Below are 20,403 nucleotides of genomic sequence, written 5' to 3'. Positions count from 1 at the left end.
TTGTCATGTCCTATTTTGAAAATTTTTTAAAAGCCAATCAAGCTTATGTAGAACTACATGGAGATTTGCATTTATCCATTAAACCCAAGACCAAGGTTGCAATCGTAACTTGTATGGATTCGCGTCTACACGTTGCGCCAGCTCTGGGGTTAGCTCTGGGAGATGCCCATATTTTACGGAATGCGGGAGGTCGAGTGACTGAGGATATGATTCGCTCGCTTGTGATTTCTCAACAACAGATGGGTACAAGAGAGATTGTAGTTCTTCATCATACAGACTGTGGGGCTCAAACCTTCAATAACGAGGATTTTCAAGAGCACTTGAAATGTGAATTGGGAGTTGATGTATCTGGGCAGGATTTTTTACCGTTTCAAGACATCGATGAGAGTGTTCGAGAGGATATGAAGTTGTTGCGAGAATGTCCCTTAATTCCAGATGATGTCATTATTTCAGGAGCTGTTTATGATGTAGATACAGGTAGTATGAGGGAGATATACTAACTTTCTATTTAAAAGTTTCTAGAGTAGCATGAAGTAGGATGAGAAGGTTGACAAGTTTTACCTTTGATATCACTAATATAAAATAGCATAAGATAAGAGTATAAAAGTCTACTCTTGTCTTATTTTTTATTGAAAAATCGAGAAAAAAGCGCTACAATGGTAGATGGAAAAATGTTGTGAAAAACACAAGTGATACATAAATACCGGAGGAAAACATGTCTTTTTCTGATTTAAAGCTGTTTGCCCTTTCTTCAAATAGAGAATTGGCAGAGCGTGTGGCGCAAGAGATTGGGATAGAGTTGGGAAAATCGACTGTTCGTCAATTTTCAGACGGAGAAATTCAAGTTAATATCGAAGAATCTATCCGTGGAAAACACGTCTTTATTCTACAATCAACTAGCTCACCAGTAAATGATAATCTACTTGAGATTTTGATCATGGTAGACGCTTTGAAGCGTGCCAGTGCAGAATCTGTCAACGTTGTTATGCCTTATTATGGTTATGCACGTCAGGATAGAAAAGCTAGAGCGCGTGAGCCAATCACTTCAAAACTCGTTGCAAATATGCTTGAAGTAGCTGGAGTTGATCGTTTGTTGACGATTGATTTGCACGCTGCACAGATTCAAGGGTTCTTTGATATTCCGGTGGATCACTTGATGGGTGCTCCATTGATTGCGGATTACTTTGAGCGTCGTGGCATGGTTGGTTCCGACTTTGTCGTTGTCAGCCCGGACCACGGTGGGGTGACTCGTGCTCGTAAATTAGCAGAATTTTTGAAAACTCCAATTGCCATTATCGACAAGCGTCGTAGTGTAGACAAGATGAATACTAGTGAAGTTATGAATATCATTGGTAAGGTAGAAGGTAAGACTTGTATCTTGATTGATGATATGATTGATACAGCTGGAACTATTTGTCATGCGGCTGATGCTCTAGCAGAAGCAGGAGCTGTTGAAGTTTACGCAAGTTGTACGCACCCAGTTCTTTCTGGTCCAGCTATGGAGAACATCCAAAAATCAGCTATTAAAAAATTGGTTGTTTTGGACACTATCTATCTTCCAGAAGAACGTTTGATTGATAAGATTGAACAAATCTCTATTGCCCATCTTTTAGGCGATGCTATTGTACGTATCCATGAAAAACGTCCTCTTTCTCCATTATTTAGTATCGAGAAAAAAATCTAAACTTTCACTTGAATAAACGAATTTCCTAGCAGACTTTTCTCTTGCTAGGAAATTTTTTGTAGCCAACAACTGCAAGCCTTTTCAAAATGTGCTATACTGATGAAAAGGAGGGTTTCTATGACTCAAGAATTTATCAATCCAAGTGATGGTGTGGTCCGTCAGTATCTAGCAACCAGTAAAACTCTAGCTGTAGTAGGCTTATCCGATCGTGAGGAAACAACTAGCAATCGAGTGACTAAAGAAATGCAGGCTCGTGGCTATAAAATCATTCCAGTTAACCCTAAAGCTGTAGGTAGCGAGATTCTGGGAGAAAAGGCTTATGCCAGTCTAGCTGAAATTCCTTTCCCTGTAGATATCGTCAATGTATATCGTCGTAGTGAATTTTTACCGGATGTAGCACGAGACTTTCTCAAGGCGGATGCCAAGATCTTCTGGGCACAACTAGGGCTTGAAAGTTTGGAAGCAGAAGAAATCTTGCGTGCTGGAGGATGCGATGACATCGTGATGAATCGTTGCATCAAGAGAGAACATACACGTTTAATTCTTGAACAATAAAAAGGTAGCTGATGGGCTACCTTTTGTGTTGNGTTTGGAAGCAGAAGAAATCTTGCGTGCTGGAGGATGCGATGACATCGTGATGAATCGTTGCATCAAGAGAGAACATACACGTTTAATTCTTGAACAATAAAAAGGTAGCTGATGGGCTACCTTTTGTGTTGTACTCAATGAAAATCAAAGAGCAAACTAGGAAACTAGCCGCAGGCTGTACTTGAGTACGGCAAGACGACGTTGACGTGGTTTGAAGAGATTTTCGAAGAGTATTAGAAAATACCGATGAGTAATTGCATGCCAAGGCTAGTCAGGATGATAGCGATCCAGCAAAGGGCTCCAAGAAGAATGGATTTTCCACTGGATTTGATCATAGCAATGAGGTTGGTTTTGAGACCAATAGCACTCATAGCCATGATGATGAGGAATTTGGAGAGTTGTTTGAGAGGTGAAAAGAAGCTATTGCTAACACCAAAAGAAGTAAGGACGGTGGTTAGCAGAGAAGCTAGGATAAAGTAGAGAATGAAAACGGGGAAGATTTTTTTAAGCTTCACTCCTTGGTTGTTGCCTTGTTGACGGCTTTGCCAATAGGAGAGGAAGAGAGTGATAGGGATAATAGCCAGGGTGCGTGTCAGTTTGACAATAGTGGCAGACTCAAGAGTGTTGCTATTGTAAAGACTATCCCAAGCGCTAGCTGTGGCTGTTACAGAGGAAGTATCGTTGACCGCAGTACCCGCAAAGAGAGCAAAACCTTCGTTGGAAAGATGAAGCCAAGAACCTAGAGTCGGAAAGATAAGAGCTGCCAAGACATTGAAGAAAAAGATAACAGAAATGGCTTGGGCTACTTCTTTTTCCTTGGCGTGAATAACAGGAGCAGTCGCTGCAATGGCAGAACCGCCACAGATAGAAGATCCAACTCCAATCAATGTAGCTAGCTTTGTATCCAGATTAAAAAAGCGTTGGAAAAAGAAAGCTATAATCAAGGCTATAGAAATGGTAGAAAGGATAACTGGGAGAGAAGACTTTCCAACTGCGAAAACTTGTGAGATATTGAGTCCAAAGCCCAGTAAGATGACTGCGTATTGGAGCAATTTTTTGGAGCTATAAGTCAAGCCGGCTTCCAGTTGTGTATAGGAAGTGAGAAAGGGATGGAGAATCATTCCGATAAAAATGGCGAAAACAGGTGCTCCCACAACAGGCAGAAAGCCTCCTAAAACCCAAGAGATGATAGAAATGATTAGACAGGCTAACAGTCCTGCCCAATTTTTTGATAGAAATGACATAAAAACCTCCAAAAATAAATACTACTTATTATAATCTTATCTGTCAGAAAAGTAAAATAGAAAGTGGGAATAAGGTTGTAAATTAATGGAATTTTGCGGTCAGAGAGCTTTTGTAGTATAATAGATATATGTTCTTTGATCAAGGAGGATATATATGGATTTAACCAAACGCTTTAATAAACAATTAGATAAGATACAAGTTTCCTTGATTCGTCAATTTGACCAGGCTATTTCAGAGATTCCTGGAGTCCTGCGATTGACCTTGGGAGAACCAGATTTTACAACGCCAGATCATGTCAAGGAAGCTGCAAAGCGAGCCATTGACCAAGATCAATCCTACTATACAGGGATGAGCGGTTTGTTGGTATTGCGTCAGGTGGCGAGTGATTTTGTAAAAGAGAAATATCAGCTAGACTACAATCCAGAGAATGAAATCTTGGTCACAATTGGTGCGACAGAGGCTCTGTCAGCTACTCTGACAGCTATTTTGGAGGAAGGAGACAAGGTTCTCTTGCCGGCCCCTGCCTATCCTGGTTATGAGCCAATTGTCAATCTAGTTGGGGCTGAGATTGTCGAGATTGATACAACTGAGAATGGTTTTGTCTTGACTCCTGAGATGTTGGAAAAGGCAATTTTGGAGCAGGGGGACAAGCTTAAGGCAGTTATTCTCAACTATCCAGCCAACCCTACAGGAATTACTTATAGTCGCGAGCAATTAGAAGCCTTGGCAGCTGTTTTACGTAAGTATGAGATTTTCGTAGTCTGTGATGAAGTCTACTCAGAATTGACCTATACAGGGGAAAATCATGTATCTTTGGGAACTATGTTGAGAGATCAGGCAATTATCATTAACGGTCTTTCTAAATCCCATGCCATGACAGGTTGGCGTTTAGGTTTTATCTTTGCACCAGCAAACTTCACAGCTCAACTCATCAAGAGTCATCAATATTTGGTAACTGCTGCAAACACCATGGCGCAACATGCTGCAGTAGAAGCCTTAACAGCTGGTAAAGATGATGCAGAACCCATGAAGAAGGAATATATCCAACGTCGGGACTACATTATCGACAAGATGACTAAGCTTGGGTTTGAAATCATCAAGCCGGACGGTGCTTTTTATATCTTTGCTAAGATTCCAGCAGGTTACAATCAAGATTCCTTTGCTTTTCTAAAAGATTTTGCCCAGAAGAAGGCTGTTGCCTTTATCCCTGGTGCAGCTTTTGGTCAATATGGAGAAGGTTATGTGCGCCTGTCTTATGCAGCTAGTATGGAAACTATTAGTGAAGCTATGAAACGACTTGAGGAGTACATGAGAGAAGCATGATTCAATCGATTACGAGTCAGGGTTTAGTACTTTATAATCGAAATTTTCGAGAGGATGATAAGCTTGTTAAAATCTTTACAGAACAGGCAGGCAAGCGCATGTTTTTTGTCAAACATGCCGGCCAATCCAAACTAGCTCCTGTCATTCAACCTTTAGTCTTAGCCCATTTTCTCCTAAAAATCAATGACGATGGACTTAGTTATATAGAAGATTATCATGAGGTGAAGACTTTTCCGAAAATCAATAGTGACCTCTTTGTTATGGCTTATGCGACCTACGTTGCGGCCTTGGCAGATGCGAGTTTGCAGGATAATCAAGAAGATGCTCCCCTATTTGCTTTTTTGCAAAAGACTTTAGAGCTGATGGAAGAGGGTCTGGATTATCAAGTTTTGACCAATATTTTTGAAATTCAAATATTGACACGTTTTGGAATCAGTCTCAACTTTAATGAGTGTACCTTTTGTCATCGTGTGGGGCAAGCCTTTGACTTCTCCTTCAAATACGGGGGTTGTCTTTGTCCCGATCATTACCATGAAGATGAGAAACGATGTCATTTAAATCCCAATATTCCTTATCTGCTCAATCAATTTCAAGCCATTGATTTTGAGACCTTGGAGACTATCTCACTTAAGGCCGAAATCAAGCAAGAATTGCGCAAGTTTATGGACCAAATCTACGAGGAATATGTCGGCATTCATCTGAAATCAAAGAAATTTATTGATTCCCTAGCCGACTGGGGACAACTACTGAAAGAGGAAGACAAATGAAAAAAATCGCAGTTGATGCAATGGGTGGCGATTACGCACCACAAGCTATTGTAGAGGGAGTTAATCAAGCCCTTGCTGACTTTTCAGATATTGAGATTCAACTTTACGGAGATGAAAGCAAAATCAAGCAATATCTAACAGCTACAGAGCGCGTCAGCATTATCCATACAGATGAGAAGATTGACTCAGACGACGAGCCAACAAAAGCTATCCGTAAGAAGAAAAATGCCAGTATGATTTTGGCGGCCAAGGCTGTCAAAGATGGAGAGGCAGATGCTGTTCTTTCTGCAGGGAATACAGGTGCTTTGCTAGCTGCAGGATTCTTCATCGTTGGCCGCATCAAAAATATTGATCGACCTGGATTGATGTCAACATTGCCAACTATAGATGGAAAAGGTTTTGATATGCTTGACCTTGGTGCCAATGCAGAAAATACAGCCCATCACCTTCATCAATATGCAATCCTAGGTTCCTTCTATGCTAGAAATGTTCGTGGCATTGAAAAACCTCGTGTAGGTTTGCTTAATAACGGGACAGAGAGCAGCAAGGGAGATCCACTCCGCAAGGAAGCCTATGATTTATTAGTGGCTGACGAGAGTTTGAATTTCGTCGGGAACGTGGAAGCGCGTGATTTGATGGATGGTGTTGCTGATGTAGTCGTAACAGATGGTTTCACGGGAAACGCTGTGCTCAAAGCTATTGAAGGGACTGCTATGGGTATCATGGGCTTGCTCAAAAATGCTATTGTAGGTGGTGGTCTTAGAGCCAAGCTAGGGGCTTTCCTTCTTAAGGATAACCTCAGAGGTTTGAAAAAACAGCTCAACTATTCAGATGTCGGAGGTGCGGTTCTGTTTGGTGTTAAGGCACCAGTAGTTAAGACTCATGGCTCAAGTGATGCCAAGGCTGTCTATAGCACAATACGCCAGATTCGTACCATGCTTGAGACAGATGTAGTTGCTCAAACTGCGCGTGAATTTTCAGAGGAATAAGGAGAACAATATGACAGAACAACAAATTTTTGACCGTATCGTAACCATCATTCAAGAGCGTCAAGGAGAAGACTTTGTCGTAACCGAAAACTTGAGCTTAAAGGATGATTTGGATGCTGATTCAGTAGATTTGATGGAATTTGTCCTAACCGTTGAGGATGAATTTGGAATCGAAATCGGTGATGAAGAAATTGACAACCTCCAAAGTGTCGCAGACGTATTAGCAATTATTAAAAATAGAATATAAGAAAAAGCAACATGCTGGTCATGTTGCTTTTTTGGTTGTGTGGAGTTTGAATGATTATGGTCTGGTTATCTAAATAGTCTGATTTGATTTTTTCTAAACATTTTAGATCGGAGAATACGTTTACGTTCGTAAAACATTTGATTTATGCTTGTTTTTGTGTTAGAATGAGGCCAAGCAATACGAAAGGCGAATAATAAAATGTCCAGTAAACTTATTTATACGGGAAAAGCTAAAGATATCTATACTACAGAAGACGAACATGTGATTAGGTCCGTTTATAAGGACCAGGCTACCATGCTGAATGGTGCTCGTAAAGAGACTATCGAAGGTAAAGGTGTGCTCAATAATCAGATTTCGTCTCTTATTTTTGAAAAATTGAATGCTGCGGGTGTAGCTACTCACTTTATCGAACGTATCTCTGATACAGAACAATTGAACAAGAAGGTTTCAATCATTCCTTTGGAGGTTGTGCTTCGTAACGTGACTGCGGGTTCTTTCTCAAAACGTTTCGGTGTTGAAGAAGGTTTGGACTTGAATACTCCTATCGTTGAATTTTACTACAAAAACGATGATTTGGATGACCCATTCATCAATGACGAGCATGTGAAGTTCTTGGATATTGCCAATGATGAACAAATTGCTTATATCAAGGAAGAAACACGTCGTATCAATGAATTGCTGAAAGATTGGTTTGCACAAATTGGTCTTCGTTTGATTGACTTTAAATTGGAATTCGGTTTTGATAAGGATAGCAAAATTATCTTGGCAGATGAATTTTCACCAGATAACTGCCGCCTTTGGGATGCGGAAGGGCACCATATGGACAAGGATGTTTTCCGTAGAGATTTGGGCAGTCTAACGGATGTTTATAAGGTTGTGTTAGAGAAGTTGCAAGACTTGAAATAAGTTGTTTGAAACGGAAAACCTTCGTCTTTCAAGTAAAAGGACTCAGGCTGAAAAGGTCTACTAGACCTTTTCACTCCGTCGTGATCTTGGTAGCTTGACGGATGTTTATAAGGTTGTGTTAGAGAAATTGCAGGGATTGAAGTAAAGTTATACTTGGTCGTCACTACAATCTTTAAGTAGAAATAGATAAAGGAACTAAAATGGATAAACGTATTTTCGTTGAGAAAAAAGCTGATTTTCGTGTCAAATCTGACTCTTTGGTAAAAGAATTACAACATAATCTTCAGTTGAAAACTTTGAATGATCTTCGAATTGTTCAGGTTTATGATGTCTTTGATTTGGCAGAGGACTTGTTTGCACGTGCAGAAAAACACATTTTCTCTGAGCAAGTGACCGATACTGTTTTGGATGAAGCTGAAGTGAAGGCTGATCTTGAGAAGGTTGCTTTCTTTGCTATCGAAAGTTTGCCTGGTCAATTTGATCAACGTGCAGCATCTTCACAGGAAGCTTTGCTTTTGCTTGGTAGTTCAAATGATGTAACGGTGAACACAGCACAATTGTACTTGGTCAATAAGGATATTGATGCGAATGAATTGGAAGCTGTTAAAAACTATCTCTTGAACCCAGTGGATTCTCGTTTCAAAGATATCACTGTTGGTATTGCGAAACAGGATTTCTCTGAGTCTGACAAGACCATTCCAAGCTTGGATTTCTTTGAAACTTATACGGCAGAAGATTTTGCACAGTACAAGGCTGAGCAAGGATTGGCCATGGAAGTGGATGACCTTCTCTTCATTCAAGATTACTTCAAGTCAATTGGACGTGTGCCAACTGAGACTGAGTTGAAGGTTTTGGATACTTACTGGTCTGACCACTGCCGTCACACGACTTTCGAGACTGAGTTGAAAAACATTGACTTCTCAGCTTCTAAATTTGAAAAACAATTGCAAGCGACTTATGACAAGTATATTGCCATGCGTGATGAGTTGGGACGTACAGAAAAACCTCAAACATTGATGGATATGGCGACTATTTTTGGTCGTTATGAGCGTGCCAATGGTCGTTTGGACGACATGGAAGTGTCTGATGAAATCAATGCCTGCTCAGTTGAAATTGAGGTGGATGTCAATGGTGTCAAAGAGCCATGGCTTCTCATGTTCAAAAACGAAACCCACAACCACCCAACGGAAATCGAACCTTTTGGTGGAGCGGCTACTTGTATCGGTGGTGCCATTCGTGACCCATTGTCAGGGCGTTCATATGTTTACCAAGCTATGCGTATCTCAGGTGCTGGCGATATTACAGCTCCAATTGCTGAAACTCGCGCTGGTAAATTGCCACAACAAGTGATTTCTAAAACAGCGGCTCACGGTTATTCTTCATATGGTAACCAAATCGGTCTTGCAACAACTTATGTTCGTGAATACTTCCACCCAGGTTTTGTTGCTAAGCGTATGGAGCTAGGTGCCGTTGTCGGTGCGGCTCCTAAGGAAAATGTGGTCCGTGAAAAACCTGAAGCAGGTGATGTGATTATCTTGCTCGGTGGTAAGACTGGACGTGATGGTGTCGGTGGTGCGACAGGTTCATCTAAAGTTCAAACGGTTGAATCTGTTGAAACAGCTGGTGCTGAGGTTCAAAAAGGGAATGCCATCGAAGAACGTAAGATTCAACGTCTTTTCCGTAATGGGGAAGTGACACGTCTGATCAAGAAATCAAATGACTTTGGTGCTGGTGGTGTCTGTGTGGCTATCGGTGAATTGGCTGATGGTCTTGAAATTGATCTAGACAAAGTGCCATTGAAATACCAAGGTTTGAACGGTACAGAAATTGCCATCTCTGAATCTCAAGAGCGTATGGCTGTGGTGGTTCGTCCAGAAGACGTAGACGCCTTCGTTGCTGCATGTAACAAAGAAAATATTGATGCAGTTGTCGTTGCAACAGTGACTAAAAAACCAAATCTTGTCATGCACTGGAATGGTGAAACCATCGTTGATTTGGAACGTCGTTTCCTTGATACGAACGGTGTACGTGTGGTTGTAGATGCCAAGGTGGTTGACAAGGATGTCAAGCTTCCAGAAGAACGTCAAACATCTGCTGAAACCCTTGAAGCTGATACTCTTGAAGTCTTAGCTGACCTTAACCATGCAAGTCAGAAAGGTTTACAAACCATCTTTGATAGCTCAGTTGGTCGTTCAACTGTCAATCACCCACTTGGTGGTCGCTACCAAATCACACCAACGGAAGCTTCTGTACAGAAATTGCCAGTCCAACATGGTGTAACGCATACAGCTTCTGTTATGGCGCAAGGGTTCAACCCTTATGTGGCAGAATGGTCTCCATATCATGGTGCTGCTTATGCGGTCATCGAAGCAACCGCTCGTTTGGTTGCTGCTGGTGCAAACTGGTCTAAGGCTCGTTTCTCTTACCAAGAGTACTTCGAGCGTATGGATAAACAAGCAGAGCGTTTTGGTCAACCAGTAGCAGCTCTTCTTGGATCCATTGAAGCTCAGATTCAACTTGGGTTGCCATCTATCGGTGGGAAGGACTCTATGTCTGGTACCTTTGAAGAATTGACAGTACCACCAACCTTGGTTGCTTTTGGTGTCACAACTGCAGATAGTCGTAAGGTCCTTTCTCCAGAATTTAAAGCTGCTGGTGAAAATATCTATTATATCCCAGGTCAAGCTTTGGCACAAGAAATTGACTTTGATCTTATCAAGTCTAACTTTACTCAATTTGAAGCTATCCAAGCTGACCATAAAGTAACAGCTGCATCGGCTGTCAAATATGGTGGAATCCTTGAAGCTCTTGCACTTGCGAGCTTTGGGAACCATATTGGTGCCACTGTAAGCCTTGAAAATCTTGAGACTGCCTTGACAGCTCAACTGGGTGGATTCATCTTTACATCTCCGGAAGAGATTTCAGGGGTTGCCAAGATTGGACAAACAGCAGCTGACTTTACACTTACTGTCAATGGTGTAATGCTTGATGGACAAAAACTTGACAGTGCCTTCCAAGGTAAATTAGAAGAGGTCTACCCAACGGAATTTGCACAAGCAACTGAGTTGGAAGAAGTACCTGCTGTGGCATCAGATGCTGTCATCAAAGCTAAAGAAACGGTTGAGACACCAGTGGTTTACATCCCAGTATTCCCAGGTACGAACTCTGAATACGATTCCGCTAAGGCCTTTGAAAAAGAAGGTGCAAAAGTCAACTTGGTACCATTTGTCACACTGAATGAAGAAGCTATTGTCAAGTCTGTTGACACCATGGTTGACAATATCGAAAAAGCTAACATTATCTTCTTTGCAGGTGGCTTCTCAGCAGCCGACGAACCTGATGGATCAGCTAAATTTATCGTTAATATCTTGCTTAATGAAAAAGTACGTGCAGCTATCGATAGCTTCATCGAACGTGGTGGTTTGATTATCGGTATCTGTAACGGATTCCAAGCTCTTGTCAAATCAGGTCTTCTTCCATATGGTAACTTTGAAGATGCAAGCAGTACTAGTCCAACTCTCTTCTACAATGATGCCAACCAACACGTGGCTAAGATGGTTGAAACACGTATTGCCAATACGAACTCACCATGGCTTGCTGGCGTGAAAGTTGGTGACATCCATGCCATCCCAGTATCACACGGTGAAGGTAAGTTTGTCGTGACAGCTGAGGAATTTGCAGAACTTCGTGACAATGGTCAAATCTTTACCCAATATGTTGACTTCGAAGGCAAACCAAGCATGGACTCTAAATACAATCCTAACGGATCTGTCAATGCGATTGAAGGTATCACAAGTAAGAACGGTCAAATCATTGGGAAGATGGGTCACTCAGAACGTTTCGAAGACGGTCTATTCCAAAATATTCCAGGGAATAAAGACCAATATCTCTTTGCATCAGCGGTTAAATACTTTACTGGAAAATAGGCTTTGCAGATTTTCTAATAGAGAACCATCAGTAAATGTAAAATCAAGTAGATCTAACTTACGACAATTGCAAATGATTTATTGTTGCGAGTGAAACGAGCTTCTGCCGTATCATTCCGCTCTAGTATCGTTAAGGAATGATACACAAATAAAAATTAGGTATATAAAATGACATACGAAGTAAAATCTCTTAATGAAGAATGTGGTGTTTTTGGTATCTGGGGCCACCCAGACGCTGCCAAATTGACCTATTTTGGACTCCATAGTCTTCAGCACCGTGGTCAGGAGGGGGCAGGAATCCTCTCCAATGACCAAGGGAAATTGAAGCGTCATCGTGATATGGGGCTTTTATCAGAAGTCTTCAAAAATCCTGCGAATTTGGATAAATTGACAGGAACTGGAGCGATTGGGCACGTGCGTTATGCGACTGCGGGAGAAGCTTCTGTAGACAATATCCAACCTTTCCTTTTCCGCTTTCATGATATGCAGTTTGGTTTGGCTCATAATGGGAATCTGACCAATGCAGAATCGCTCAAGCAAGAATTGGAACAAAGAGGAGCGATTTTCAGCTCAACCTCTGACTCTGAAATCTTGGCTCACCTTATTCGCCGTAGCCACAATCCAAACCTGATGGGTAAAATCAAGGAAGCGCTCAGTCTTGTCAAAGGTGGTTTTGCTTATCTCTTGATGTTTGAAGATAAGTTAATTGCAGCCCTTGACCCAAATGGGTTCCGTCCTCTGTCAATCGGGAAAATGGCTAATGGAGCAGTAGTGGTTTCATCTGAAACCTGTGCCTTTGAAGTAATCGGTGCTGAGTGGATTCGCGACGTAAAACCAGGCGAGATTGTCATTATTGATGACAATGGCATCCAGTATGACAGCTATACAAATGATACTCAGCTGGCTATCTGTTCCATGGAGTATATCTATTTTGCCCGTCCCGACTCTAACATCCATGGTGTCAATGTCCATACGGCTCGTAAGAGAATGGGAGCTCAACTGGCACGTGAGTTCAAGTATGAAGCTGATATCGTAGTCGGGGTGCCAAACTCCTCTCTTAGCGCAGCTATGGGATTTGCGGAAGAATCAGGTCTGCCAAATGAAATGGGGCTCATCAAGAACCAATATACGCAACGGACCTTTATCCAGCCGACTCAAGAATTACGCGAGCAAGGGGTTCGGATGAAATTGTCTGCCGTTTCTGGTGTGGTTAAAGGAAAACGCGTGGTTATGATTGATGACTCTATCGTGCGAGGAACAACATCTCGTCGCATTGTCCAACTTTTGAAAGAAGCGGGGGCATCAGAAGTACACGTTGCCATTGGTAGTCCTGCTCTTGCCTATCCATGTTTCTACGGGATTGATATCCAGACACGTCAGGAGTTGATTGCGGCCAATCATACAGTCGAAGAGACTCGCCAAATCATTGGTGCGGACAGCCTGACCTATCTTTCGATTGATGGCTTGATTGATTCTATCGGCATTGAAACAGATGCGCCAAATGGCGGTCTCTGTGTCGCTTACTTTGACGGTGACTACCCAACTCCTCTCTATGACTATGAAGAAGACTATCGTAGAAGTTTAGATGACAAGATCAGTTTTTACAAATAGACGGCTAAAGACTCTCGATTAAAGAAAAGGAATGAATAAAATGACGAATAAAAATGCTTATGCGCAGTCTGGTGTGGATGTTGAAGCGGGTTATGAAGTTGTTGAACGGATCAAAAAACACGTAGCACGTACGGAGCGTGCGGGTGTTATGGGAGCTCTTGGTGGTTTCGGTGGTATGTTTGACCTTTCAAAAACAGGTGTCAAAGAACCTGTTTTGATTTCAGGAACTGACGGTGTTGGCACCAAGATCATGCTTGCTATCAAATACGACAAACACGATACTATCGGTCAAGACTGTGTAGCTATGTGTGTCAATGACATCATTGCTGCAGGTGCTGAGCCCCTTTACTTCCTAGACTATGTGGCGACTGGTAAAAATGAACCAGCTAAGCTAGAACAAGTGGTTGCTGGTGTGGCAGAAGGTTGTGTACAAGCAGGTGCAGCCCTCATCGGTGGGGAAACTGCTGAAATGCCTGGTATGTATGGTGAAGACGACTATGACTTGGCTGGTTTCGCAGTCGGTGTGGCAGAAAAATCTCAAATCATCGACGGTTCAAAAGTAGCAGAGGGAGACGTCCTTCTCGGACTTGCTTCAAGCGGAATCCACTCAAATGGTTACTCGCTCGTCCGTCGTGTCTTTACCGATTATACAGGTGAGGAAGTCCTCCCAGAATTGGAAGGCAAGAGACTCAAGGAGGTTCTTCTTGAGCCAACTCGCATCTATGTCAAGGCTGTCTTACCACTCATTAAAGAGGAATTGGTGAATGGAATTGCCCACATCACAGGTGGTGGATTCATCGAAAATGTCCCACGGATGTTCTCAGATGATTTGGCTGCTGAAATTGACGAAAGCAAAGTACCAGTTCTTCCAATTTTCAAAGCTCTTGAAAAATATGGCCAAATCAAACACGAAGAAATGTTTGAAATCTTCAACATGGGTATTGGTCTCATGCTTGCGGTGAAACCAGAAAATGTTGAACGTGTCAAAGAACTTCTTGATGAACCTGTTTATGAAATAGGTCGGATTGTCAAGAAGACAGATGCAAGTGTGGTGATTAAATAATGGCTAAAAAAATTGCTGTTTTTGCTTCTGGAAATGGATCAAACTTTCAGATCATTGCAGAGCAATTTCCAGTTGAATTTGTCTTTTCAGATCATCGAGATGCCTACGTCCTTGAGCGTGCAGAAAATCTTAGAGTTTTATCCTATGCCTTCGAACTCAAGGAGTTTGAGAGCAAAGCAGACTACGAAGGAGCCATTGTCGAACTCTTAGATAAGCACCAGATTGACTTGGTTTGTCTCGCAGGCTATATGAAAATCGTTGGTCCAACCTTGCTAGCGGCTTATGAAGGCCGTATCATCAATATTCACCCAGCTTATCTGCCAGAATTTCCAGGTGCTCATGGGATTGAGGACGCTTGGAATGCAGGTGTGGACCAGTCTGGCGTGACTATTCACTGGGTGGACTCTGGTGTTGATACCGGTAAGGTCATCAAACAAGTCCGTGTACCACGCCTTGAAGGGGATACCCTTGATACTTTCGAAACTCGCATCCACGAAACAGAGTATAAGCTCTATCCAGAAGTCTTGGATAGTTTGGGAGTAGAGAGAAGATAAAAATGAAATCAGAGATGATTTTATGACAACCCCAAAGGTAGCAACTAAGGAGAAGTTTATGGGTTTATTTGATTTTTTTAAGAAGAAATCTTCTGATAAAGAGAAGCCTACTGAAGATGAAGACAAGATTGTTGTTGGATCCGAAGAAACAGATGATAGTGCTCCTGGATGGGATGCGATTGATGCAGAATTTAACCGTTTATATCCTGATCAGCCCAATCCTCGCCATTATGGAACAGTCATCAAGTATATGTTAGGTGGTCCGGATCCGCTAGATGGTATCAGTGTTTATGATGCAGGAGAGTTTTGGCATTTTGTCAGCTATGGCTTATCAGAGTTATATACAAAAGAAAGTGAAGACCCTGAGTACAGTGGTTATGGAATTGAATTGACTTTTAAGTTAAAGAAATCAACTAACGACGAAGAAGAAATTAAAAATGGCTGTGGTTTACTGCAGTATGTGGCAAGATATATTTTTCAAACAGGGACAGTGGTGTTACCAGAAGAATACATTTATACCAAGCAAACAGTAGGGATTGATGCTAAGCAGAAATCTAATCTGACAGGATTCTTGACTGCTGCTGATGATTTAGCTAATACCATTGATACTCTGCATGGAAAAGTGGAGTTTGTAACCCTGATTGGTGCGACAGATACCGAACTGCGAAGTGTTTATGAAAGTGAAACAAGTAAGCTTGAGGTCAGAAAACTATTACAAAAACTTGGAAATCAGCTTACAGACTATCATCGTCAGTCTCTAGTTTAAATGATGTGAAAGAGCCTCTTGAATCAAGGAAAGGAAGAAAAATGACTAAACGCGCACTAATTAGTGTTTCAGACAAAGCAGGCATTGTTGAATTTGCCCAAGAACTCAAAAAACTCGGCTGGGATATCATCTCAACGGGTGGGACCAAAGTTGCCCTTGATAATGCTGGGGTAGACACCATTGCCATCGATGATGTGACTGGTTTCCCAGAAATGATGGACGGTCGTGTCAAGACCCTCCACCCAAATATCCATGGCGGTCTCCTCGCTCGTCGTGACCTGGATAGTCACTTAGAAGCAGCCAAGGATAACAAAATCGAATTGATTGACCTTGTTGTGGTCAATCTTTACCCATTCAAGGAAACCATTCTTAAACCAGATGTGACTTATGCGGATGCCGTTGAAAACATCGATATCGGTGGTCCATCTATGCTTCGTTCAGCAGCTAAAAACCACGCTAGCGTAACAGTTGTTGTAGACCCTGCTGACTATGCTGTTGTCCTTAACGAATTGGCAGCTAATGGCGAAACAAGCTACGAAACTCGCCAAGGTTTGGCGGCTAAGGTTTTCCGTCATACAGCGGCTTACGATGCCTTGATTGCAGAATACTTCACAGCTCAAGTGGGTGAAACAAAGCCTGAAAAACTCACTTTGACTTATGACCTCAAGCAACCAATGCGTTACGGTGAGAACCCTCAACAAGACGCAGACTTCTACCAAAAAGCCTTGCCAACGGATTACTCCATTGCATCAGCTAAACAGCTTAACGGTAAGGAATTATCCTTCAACAATATCCGTGATGCTGACGCTGCCATTCGTATTATTCGCGATTTCAAAGCACGTCCAACAGTTGTGGCTCTCAAACACATGAACCCATGTGGGATTGGTCAAGCTGATGACATCGAGACTGCTTGGGACTACGCTTATGAGTCTGACCCAGTTTCTATCTTTGGTGGGATTGTCGTTCTCAACCGTGAGGTGGATGCTGCGACAGCTGAGAAGATGCACGGTGTTTTCCTTGAAATCATCATCGCACCAAGCTATACGGATGAAGCGCTAGCTATTTTGACCAATAAAAAGAAAAACTTGCGGATTCTGGCCTTGCCATTTGACGCACAAGATGCTAGTGAGGTAGAAGCAGAATACACAGGTGTTGTTGGTGGACTCCTCGTTCAAAATCAAGACGTGGTCAAAGAAAGCCCAGCTGACTGGCAAGTGGTAACCAAACGCCAACCAACTGAGACAGAAGCGACTGCCCTTGAGTTTGCATGGAAAGCCATCAAGTATGTCAAATCAAACGGAATCATCGTGACTAATGATCACATGACACTTGGCGTTGGCCCTGGTCAAACCAACCGCGTGGCATCCGTCCGTATTGCCATTGACCAAGCTAAAGATCGCCTTGACGGTGCTGTCCTTGCTTCGGATGCCTTCTTCCCATTTGCGGATAATGTGGAAGAAATCGCAAAAGCAGGTATCAAGGCTATCATCCAGCCAGGTGGATCAGTCCGTGACCAAGAGTCTATCGAAGCTGCTGATAAATACGGCTTGACTATGGTCTTCACAGGCGTGAGACATTTTAGACATTAAGAAAATAAAAGGGAAGAAAACAGTTTCTTTCCTTTTTTTGCTTTAAAAGCGAAACGAAACAAGATTAAAACGAACGTTTATGGTATAATATTAGTAAATAATTCGCAAAAGAGGTTGAAAGATGAAGCTGTTAGTTGTCGGCTCGGGTGGCCGTGAACATGCCATTGCTAAGAAGTTGCTTGAGTCAAAAGACGTTGAAAAAGTCTTTGTAGCTCCTGGGAATGACGGGATGACTCTGGATGGTCTGGAATTGGTAAATATCTCTATTTCCGAACATTCTAAATTGATTGAGTTTGCAAAAGCCAACGATATTGCTTGGTCCTTCATTGGTCCAGATGACGCCCTTGCGGCTGGGATTGTGGATGAGTTCAATGCAGCTGGTCTCAAAGCCTTTGGTCCGACTAAAGCTGCGGCTGAGCTTGAGTGGTCCAAGGATTTTGCTAAGGAAATCATGGTCAAATACGATGTTCCGACAGCAGCCTATGGGACCTTCTCAGATTTCGAGGAAGCCAAGGCCTATATCGAAGAAAAAGGCGCTCCAATCGTAGTCAAGGCAGACGGTTTGGCCCTTGGGAAAGGTGTCGTCGTTGCGGAGACAGTCGAGCAAGCAGTAGAAGCCGCTCACGAGATGCTTTTGGACAATAAATTCGGCGACTCAGGTGCGCGTGTGGTCATCGAGGAATTCCTTGACGGAGAAGAGTTCTCTCTCTTTGCCTTTGTCAATGGCGACAAGTTCTACATCATGCCAACGGCTCAGGACCACAAACGTGCTTATGATGGCGACAAGGGGCCCAACACTGGTGGAATGGGTGCCTATGCGCCAGTTCCTCACTTGTCACAGAGCGTGGTTGACACAGCGGTTGACACCATTGTCAAGCCAGTCCTCGAAGGCATGATCAAAGAAGGTCGTCCTTATCTTGGTGTACTTTATGCCGGTCTTATCTTGACAGCTGATGGGGCCAAAGTCATCGAGTTCAACGCTCGTTTTGGAGATCCTGAAACGCAAATCATCTTGCCTCGTTTGACATCTGACTTTGCACAAAATATTACGGATATCCTCGATGGCAAGGAGCCAGCTATTACTTGGACGGATAAGGGTGTGACACTAGGTGTGGTTGTAGCTTCAAACGGCTACCCACTCGCTTATGAGAAGGGTGTCAAGCTTCCAGCCAAGACAGAAGGCGACATCATCACTTACTATGCCGGAGCTAAATTTGCTGAAAATGGGAAAGACCTTCTTTCAAACGGAGGCCGTGTTTACATGCTGGTTACCACAGCTGATACCGTCAAAGACGGCCAAAACATTATCTACAACCAACTCAACAAACAAAATACAGAAGGCCTCTTCTACCGAAACGATATCGGTAGCAAAGCAAACAAATAATCAGCGGCTGTAGGTCGTAAAAGGCGAGCGAAAGCGAGCTAGTATAGGATAATCGTCGCAGTAGTGGAACTCCTAGTAGCAGAGCTACTAGGAGCGGAAAACTGGAGACTCAGGCTCCAGTTTTAGTAATGGAACGCCATAGGCGGTCGCTTACGTCCGCACTACAATAGACGATTATCAAAAAAGGAGAATAAATGAAACCAGTAATTTCCATTATCATGGGCTCAAAATCCGACTGGGCAACCATGCAAAAAACCGCTGAAGTCCTAGACCGCTTCGGTGTAGCCTACGAAAAGAAAGTTGTTTCCGCACACCGTACACCGGACCTCATGTTCAAACATGCCGAAGAAGCACGTAGCCGTGGTATCAAGGTTATCATCGCAGGTGCAGGTGGCGCTGCTCACTTGCCAGGGATGGTAGCTGCCAAAACAACCCTTCCTGTCATCGGTGTACCAGTCAAATCACGTGCGCTTAGTGGCGTGGATTCTCTTTACTCGATTGTTCAGATGCCGGGTGGCGTACCAGTCGCAACTATGGCGATCGGTGAAGCGGGTGCGACCAATGCGGCCCTCTTTGCCCTCCGTCTCCTTTCAGTAGAGGATCAGGCTATTGCGACAGCATTGGCAGATTTCGCAGAAGAACAAGGAAAAATCGCAGAGGAGTCGACGAATGAGCTCATCTAAAACAATCGGAATTATCGGTGGTGGTCAGCTGGGTCAGATGATGGCCATTTCTGCTATCTACATGGGGCACAAGGTTATCGCGCTGGATCCTGCTGCGGATTGCCCGGCCTCTCGCGTGGCGGAAATCATCGTGGCGCCTTATAACGATGTAGACGCCCTCCGTCAGTTGGCTGAGCGTTGCGATGTTCTCACTTATGAATTTGAAAATGTTGATGCTGACGGTTTGGATGCCGTTATCAAAGACGGTCAGCTCCCACAAGGAACAGACCTACTTCGCATTTCCCAAAACCGGATTTTTGAGAAGGACTTTCTTTCCAATAAGGCTCAAGTCACTGTGGCCCCATACAAGGTCGTGACTTCAAACCAAGACTTGGCAGATATTGACCTATCGAAAAACTATGTTCTCAAGACTGCGACTGGTGGCTATGATGGGCATGGACAAAAGGTCATTCGCTCAGAAGCAGATTTAGAAGAAGCTTATGCACTAGCGGATTCAGCAGACTGTGTATTGGAAGAATTTGTCAATTTCGACCTTGAAATTTCTGTCATTGTATCAGGAAATGGCAAGGACGTGACAGTTTTTCCAGTTCAGGAAAATATCCACCGCAACAACATTCTGTCTAAGACCATTGTGCCTGCTCGCATTTCAGAAAGTCTAGCTGAGAAAGCTAAAACTATGGCAGTGCGAATCGCTGAACAGTTGAACCTGTCTGGAACCCTTTGCGTGGAAATGTTTGCGACAGCTGATGACATCATTGTCAATGAAATTGCGCCACGTCCACACAATTCTGGCCACTACTCAATTGAAGCCTGTGACTTCTCCCAGTTTGATACCCATATCTTAGGTGTTCTCGGAGTACCGCTTCCAGCTATCAAACTGCATGCCCCAGCTGTCATGCTCAACGTACTTGGTCAGCATGTCGAGGCTGCTGAACAATATGTCACAGAAAATCCAAGCGCCCACCTCCACATGTATGGTAAAATAGAAGCGAAGCACAACCGCAAGATGGGACATGTGACTTTGTTTAGTGATGTACCGGATGAGGTTGAGGAATTTGGGAAAGAAGAGTTTGATTAA

Annotated in this window: 18 protein-coding genes and 1 pseudogene; 18 read left to right on the top strand and 1 reads right to left on the bottom strand. The window is 43.0% G+C overall.

Annotation, left to right across the window (positions count from 1 at the left end):
• Window positions 1–5: 5 nt before the first annotated feature.
• From AB2B47_RS04385 to AB2B47_RS08660, 4 genes and pseudogenes are all read left to right on the top strand, one after another.
• Window positions 6–500, top strand: coding sequence for a beta-class carbonic anhydrase (locus AB2B47_RS04385; RefSeq protein WP_004250355.1), 495 nt, complete (start codon window positions 6–8; stop codon window positions 498–500).
• A 215-nt stretch (window positions 501–715) separates the two neighbouring features.
• The gene (locus AB2B47_RS04380) at window positions 716–1,684 is read left to right on the top strand and encodes a ribose-phosphate diphosphokinase (protein ID WP_006152847.1); all 969 of its coding nucleotides are present in this window, start codon (window positions 716–718) and stop codon (window positions 1,682–1,684) included.
• Window positions 1,685–1,801: 117 nt separating this feature from the next.
• A complete protein-coding gene (locus AB2B47_RS04375; RefSeq protein ID WP_006152810.1) occupies window positions 1,802–2,239 on the top strand; it encodes a CoA-binding protein in 438 nt (145 codons plus the stop codon).
• 34 nt (window positions 2,240–2,273) lie between these two features.
• Window positions 2,274–2,372 (top strand): annotated as a pseudogene (locus AB2B47_RS08660) (CoA-binding protein); the annotation flags it as partial.
• 133 nt (window positions 2,373–2,505) lie between these two features.
• Here the strand turns inward: AB2B47_RS08660 and AB2B47_RS04365 are convergent.
• Window positions 2,506–3,516 carry a YeiH family protein gene (locus AB2B47_RS04365; RefSeq protein WP_006152900.1) on the bottom strand — a complete coding sequence of 337 codons (1,011 nt, stop codon included), beginning with the start codon at window positions 3,514–3,516 and terminating at the stop codon, window positions 2,506–2,508.
• A 154-nt stretch (window positions 3,517–3,670) separates the two neighbouring features.
• On the opposite strand from AB2B47_RS04365, the gene AB2B47_RS04360 reads away from it, so the two are divergent.
• The 14 genes from AB2B47_RS04360 (at window position 3,671) to purK (ending at window position 20,403) form a co-directional block, all read left to right on the top strand.
• Entirely contained in the window at window positions 3,671–4,840 is a 1,170-nt protein-coding gene (locus tag AB2B47_RS04360; protein WP_006152968.1) for a pyridoxal phosphate-dependent aminotransferase, read from the top strand.
• Entirely contained in the window at window positions 4,837–5,607 is a 771-nt protein-coding gene (gene recO, locus AB2B47_RS04355) for a DNA repair protein RecO (protein ID WP_006152981.1), read from the top strand. The genes AB2B47_RS04360 and recO overlap by 4 nt, the downstream gene beginning before the upstream one ends.
• Window positions 5,604–6,596: a phosphate acyltransferase PlsX gene (plsX, locus tag AB2B47_RS04350; protein WP_320693715.1), complete on the top strand. Its 993-nt coding sequence runs from the start codon at window positions 5,604–5,606 to the stop codon at window positions 6,594–6,596. Before recO ends, plsX begins: the two co-directional genes overlap by 4 nt.
• Window positions 6,597–6,606: 10 nt before the next feature.
• On the top strand, window positions 6,607–6,843 hold the full coding sequence (locus tag AB2B47_RS04345) for an acyl carrier protein (protein WP_036756571.1): 237 nt from the start codon (window positions 6,607–6,609) through the stop codon (window positions 6,841–6,843).
• A gap of 198 nt (window positions 6,844–7,041) precedes the next feature.
• Window positions 7,042–7,749 (top strand): phosphoribosylaminoimidazolesuccinocarboxamide synthase, encoded by a 708-nt coding sequence (purC, locus tag AB2B47_RS04340; protein WP_320693714.1) that lies wholly within the window; start codon window positions 7,042–7,044, stop codon window positions 7,747–7,749.
• A gap of 200 nt (window positions 7,750–7,949) precedes the next feature.
• Window positions 7,950–11,675, top strand: coding sequence for a phosphoribosylformylglycinamidine synthase (locus AB2B47_RS04335; RefSeq protein WP_320693713.1), 3,726 nt, complete (start codon window positions 7,950–7,952; stop codon window positions 11,673–11,675).
• Window positions 11,676–11,843: 168 nt separating this feature from the next.
• Window positions 11,844–13,286 carry an amidophosphoribosyltransferase gene (gene purF / locus AB2B47_RS04330; protein WP_004250374.1) on the top strand — a complete coding sequence of 481 codons (1,443 nt, stop codon included), beginning with the start codon at window positions 11,844–11,846 and terminating at the stop codon, window positions 13,284–13,286.
• 40 nt (window positions 13,287–13,326) lie between these two features.
• Complete coding sequence (gene purM, locus AB2B47_RS04325) at window positions 13,327–14,349, top strand: phosphoribosylformylglycinamidine cyclo-ligase (RefSeq protein ID WP_320693712.1); 1,023 nt, start codon at window positions 13,327–13,329, stop codon at window positions 14,347–14,349.
• Window positions 14,349–14,903: a phosphoribosylglycinamide formyltransferase gene (gene purN / locus AB2B47_RS04320; protein WP_036756558.1), complete on the top strand. Its 555-nt coding sequence runs from the start codon at window positions 14,349–14,351 to the stop codon at window positions 14,901–14,903. Before purM ends, purN begins: the two co-directional genes overlap by 1 nt.
• Window positions 14,904–14,961: 58 nt before the next feature.
• Window positions 14,962–15,669 (top strand): suppressor of fused domain protein, encoded by a 708-nt coding sequence (locus AB2B47_RS04315; RefSeq protein ID WP_320693711.1) that lies wholly within the window; start codon window positions 14,962–14,964, stop codon window positions 15,667–15,669.
• A 41-nt stretch (window positions 15,670–15,710) separates the two neighbouring features.
• On the top strand, window positions 15,711–17,258 hold the full coding sequence (gene purH, locus AB2B47_RS04310) for a bifunctional phosphoribosylaminoimidazolecarboxamide formyltransferase/IMP cyclohydrolase (protein WP_320693710.1): 1,548 nt from the start codon (window positions 15,711–15,713) through the stop codon (window positions 17,256–17,258).
• Window positions 17,259–17,379: 121 nt separating this feature from the next.
• On the top strand, window positions 17,380–18,642 hold the full coding sequence (gene purD / locus AB2B47_RS04305; protein ID WP_320693709.1) for a phosphoribosylamine--glycine ligase: 1,263 nt from the start codon (window positions 17,380–17,382) through the stop codon (window positions 18,640–18,642).
• A 194-nt stretch (window positions 18,643–18,836) separates the two neighbouring features.
• Complete coding sequence (gene purE / locus AB2B47_RS04300; protein ID WP_000805604.1) at window positions 18,837–19,325, top strand: 5-(carboxyamino)imidazole ribonucleotide mutase; 489 nt, start codon at window positions 18,837–18,839, stop codon at window positions 19,323–19,325.
• On the top strand, window positions 19,312–20,403 hold the full coding sequence (gene purK, locus AB2B47_RS04295; protein WP_320693708.1) for a 5-(carboxyamino)imidazole ribonucleotide synthase: 1,092 nt from the start codon (window positions 19,312–19,314) through the stop codon (window positions 20,401–20,403). Before purE ends, purK begins: the two co-directional genes overlap by 14 nt.

It is taken from the genome of Streptococcus wuxiensis, from assembly GCF_040888245.1.
In the GTDB taxonomy this organism is placed as follows: Bacteria; Bacillota; Bacilli; order Lactobacillales; family Streptococcaceae; genus Streptococcus; species Streptococcus wuxiensis.
This window is presented reverse-complemented; position numbering and strand designations above follow the sequence as displayed.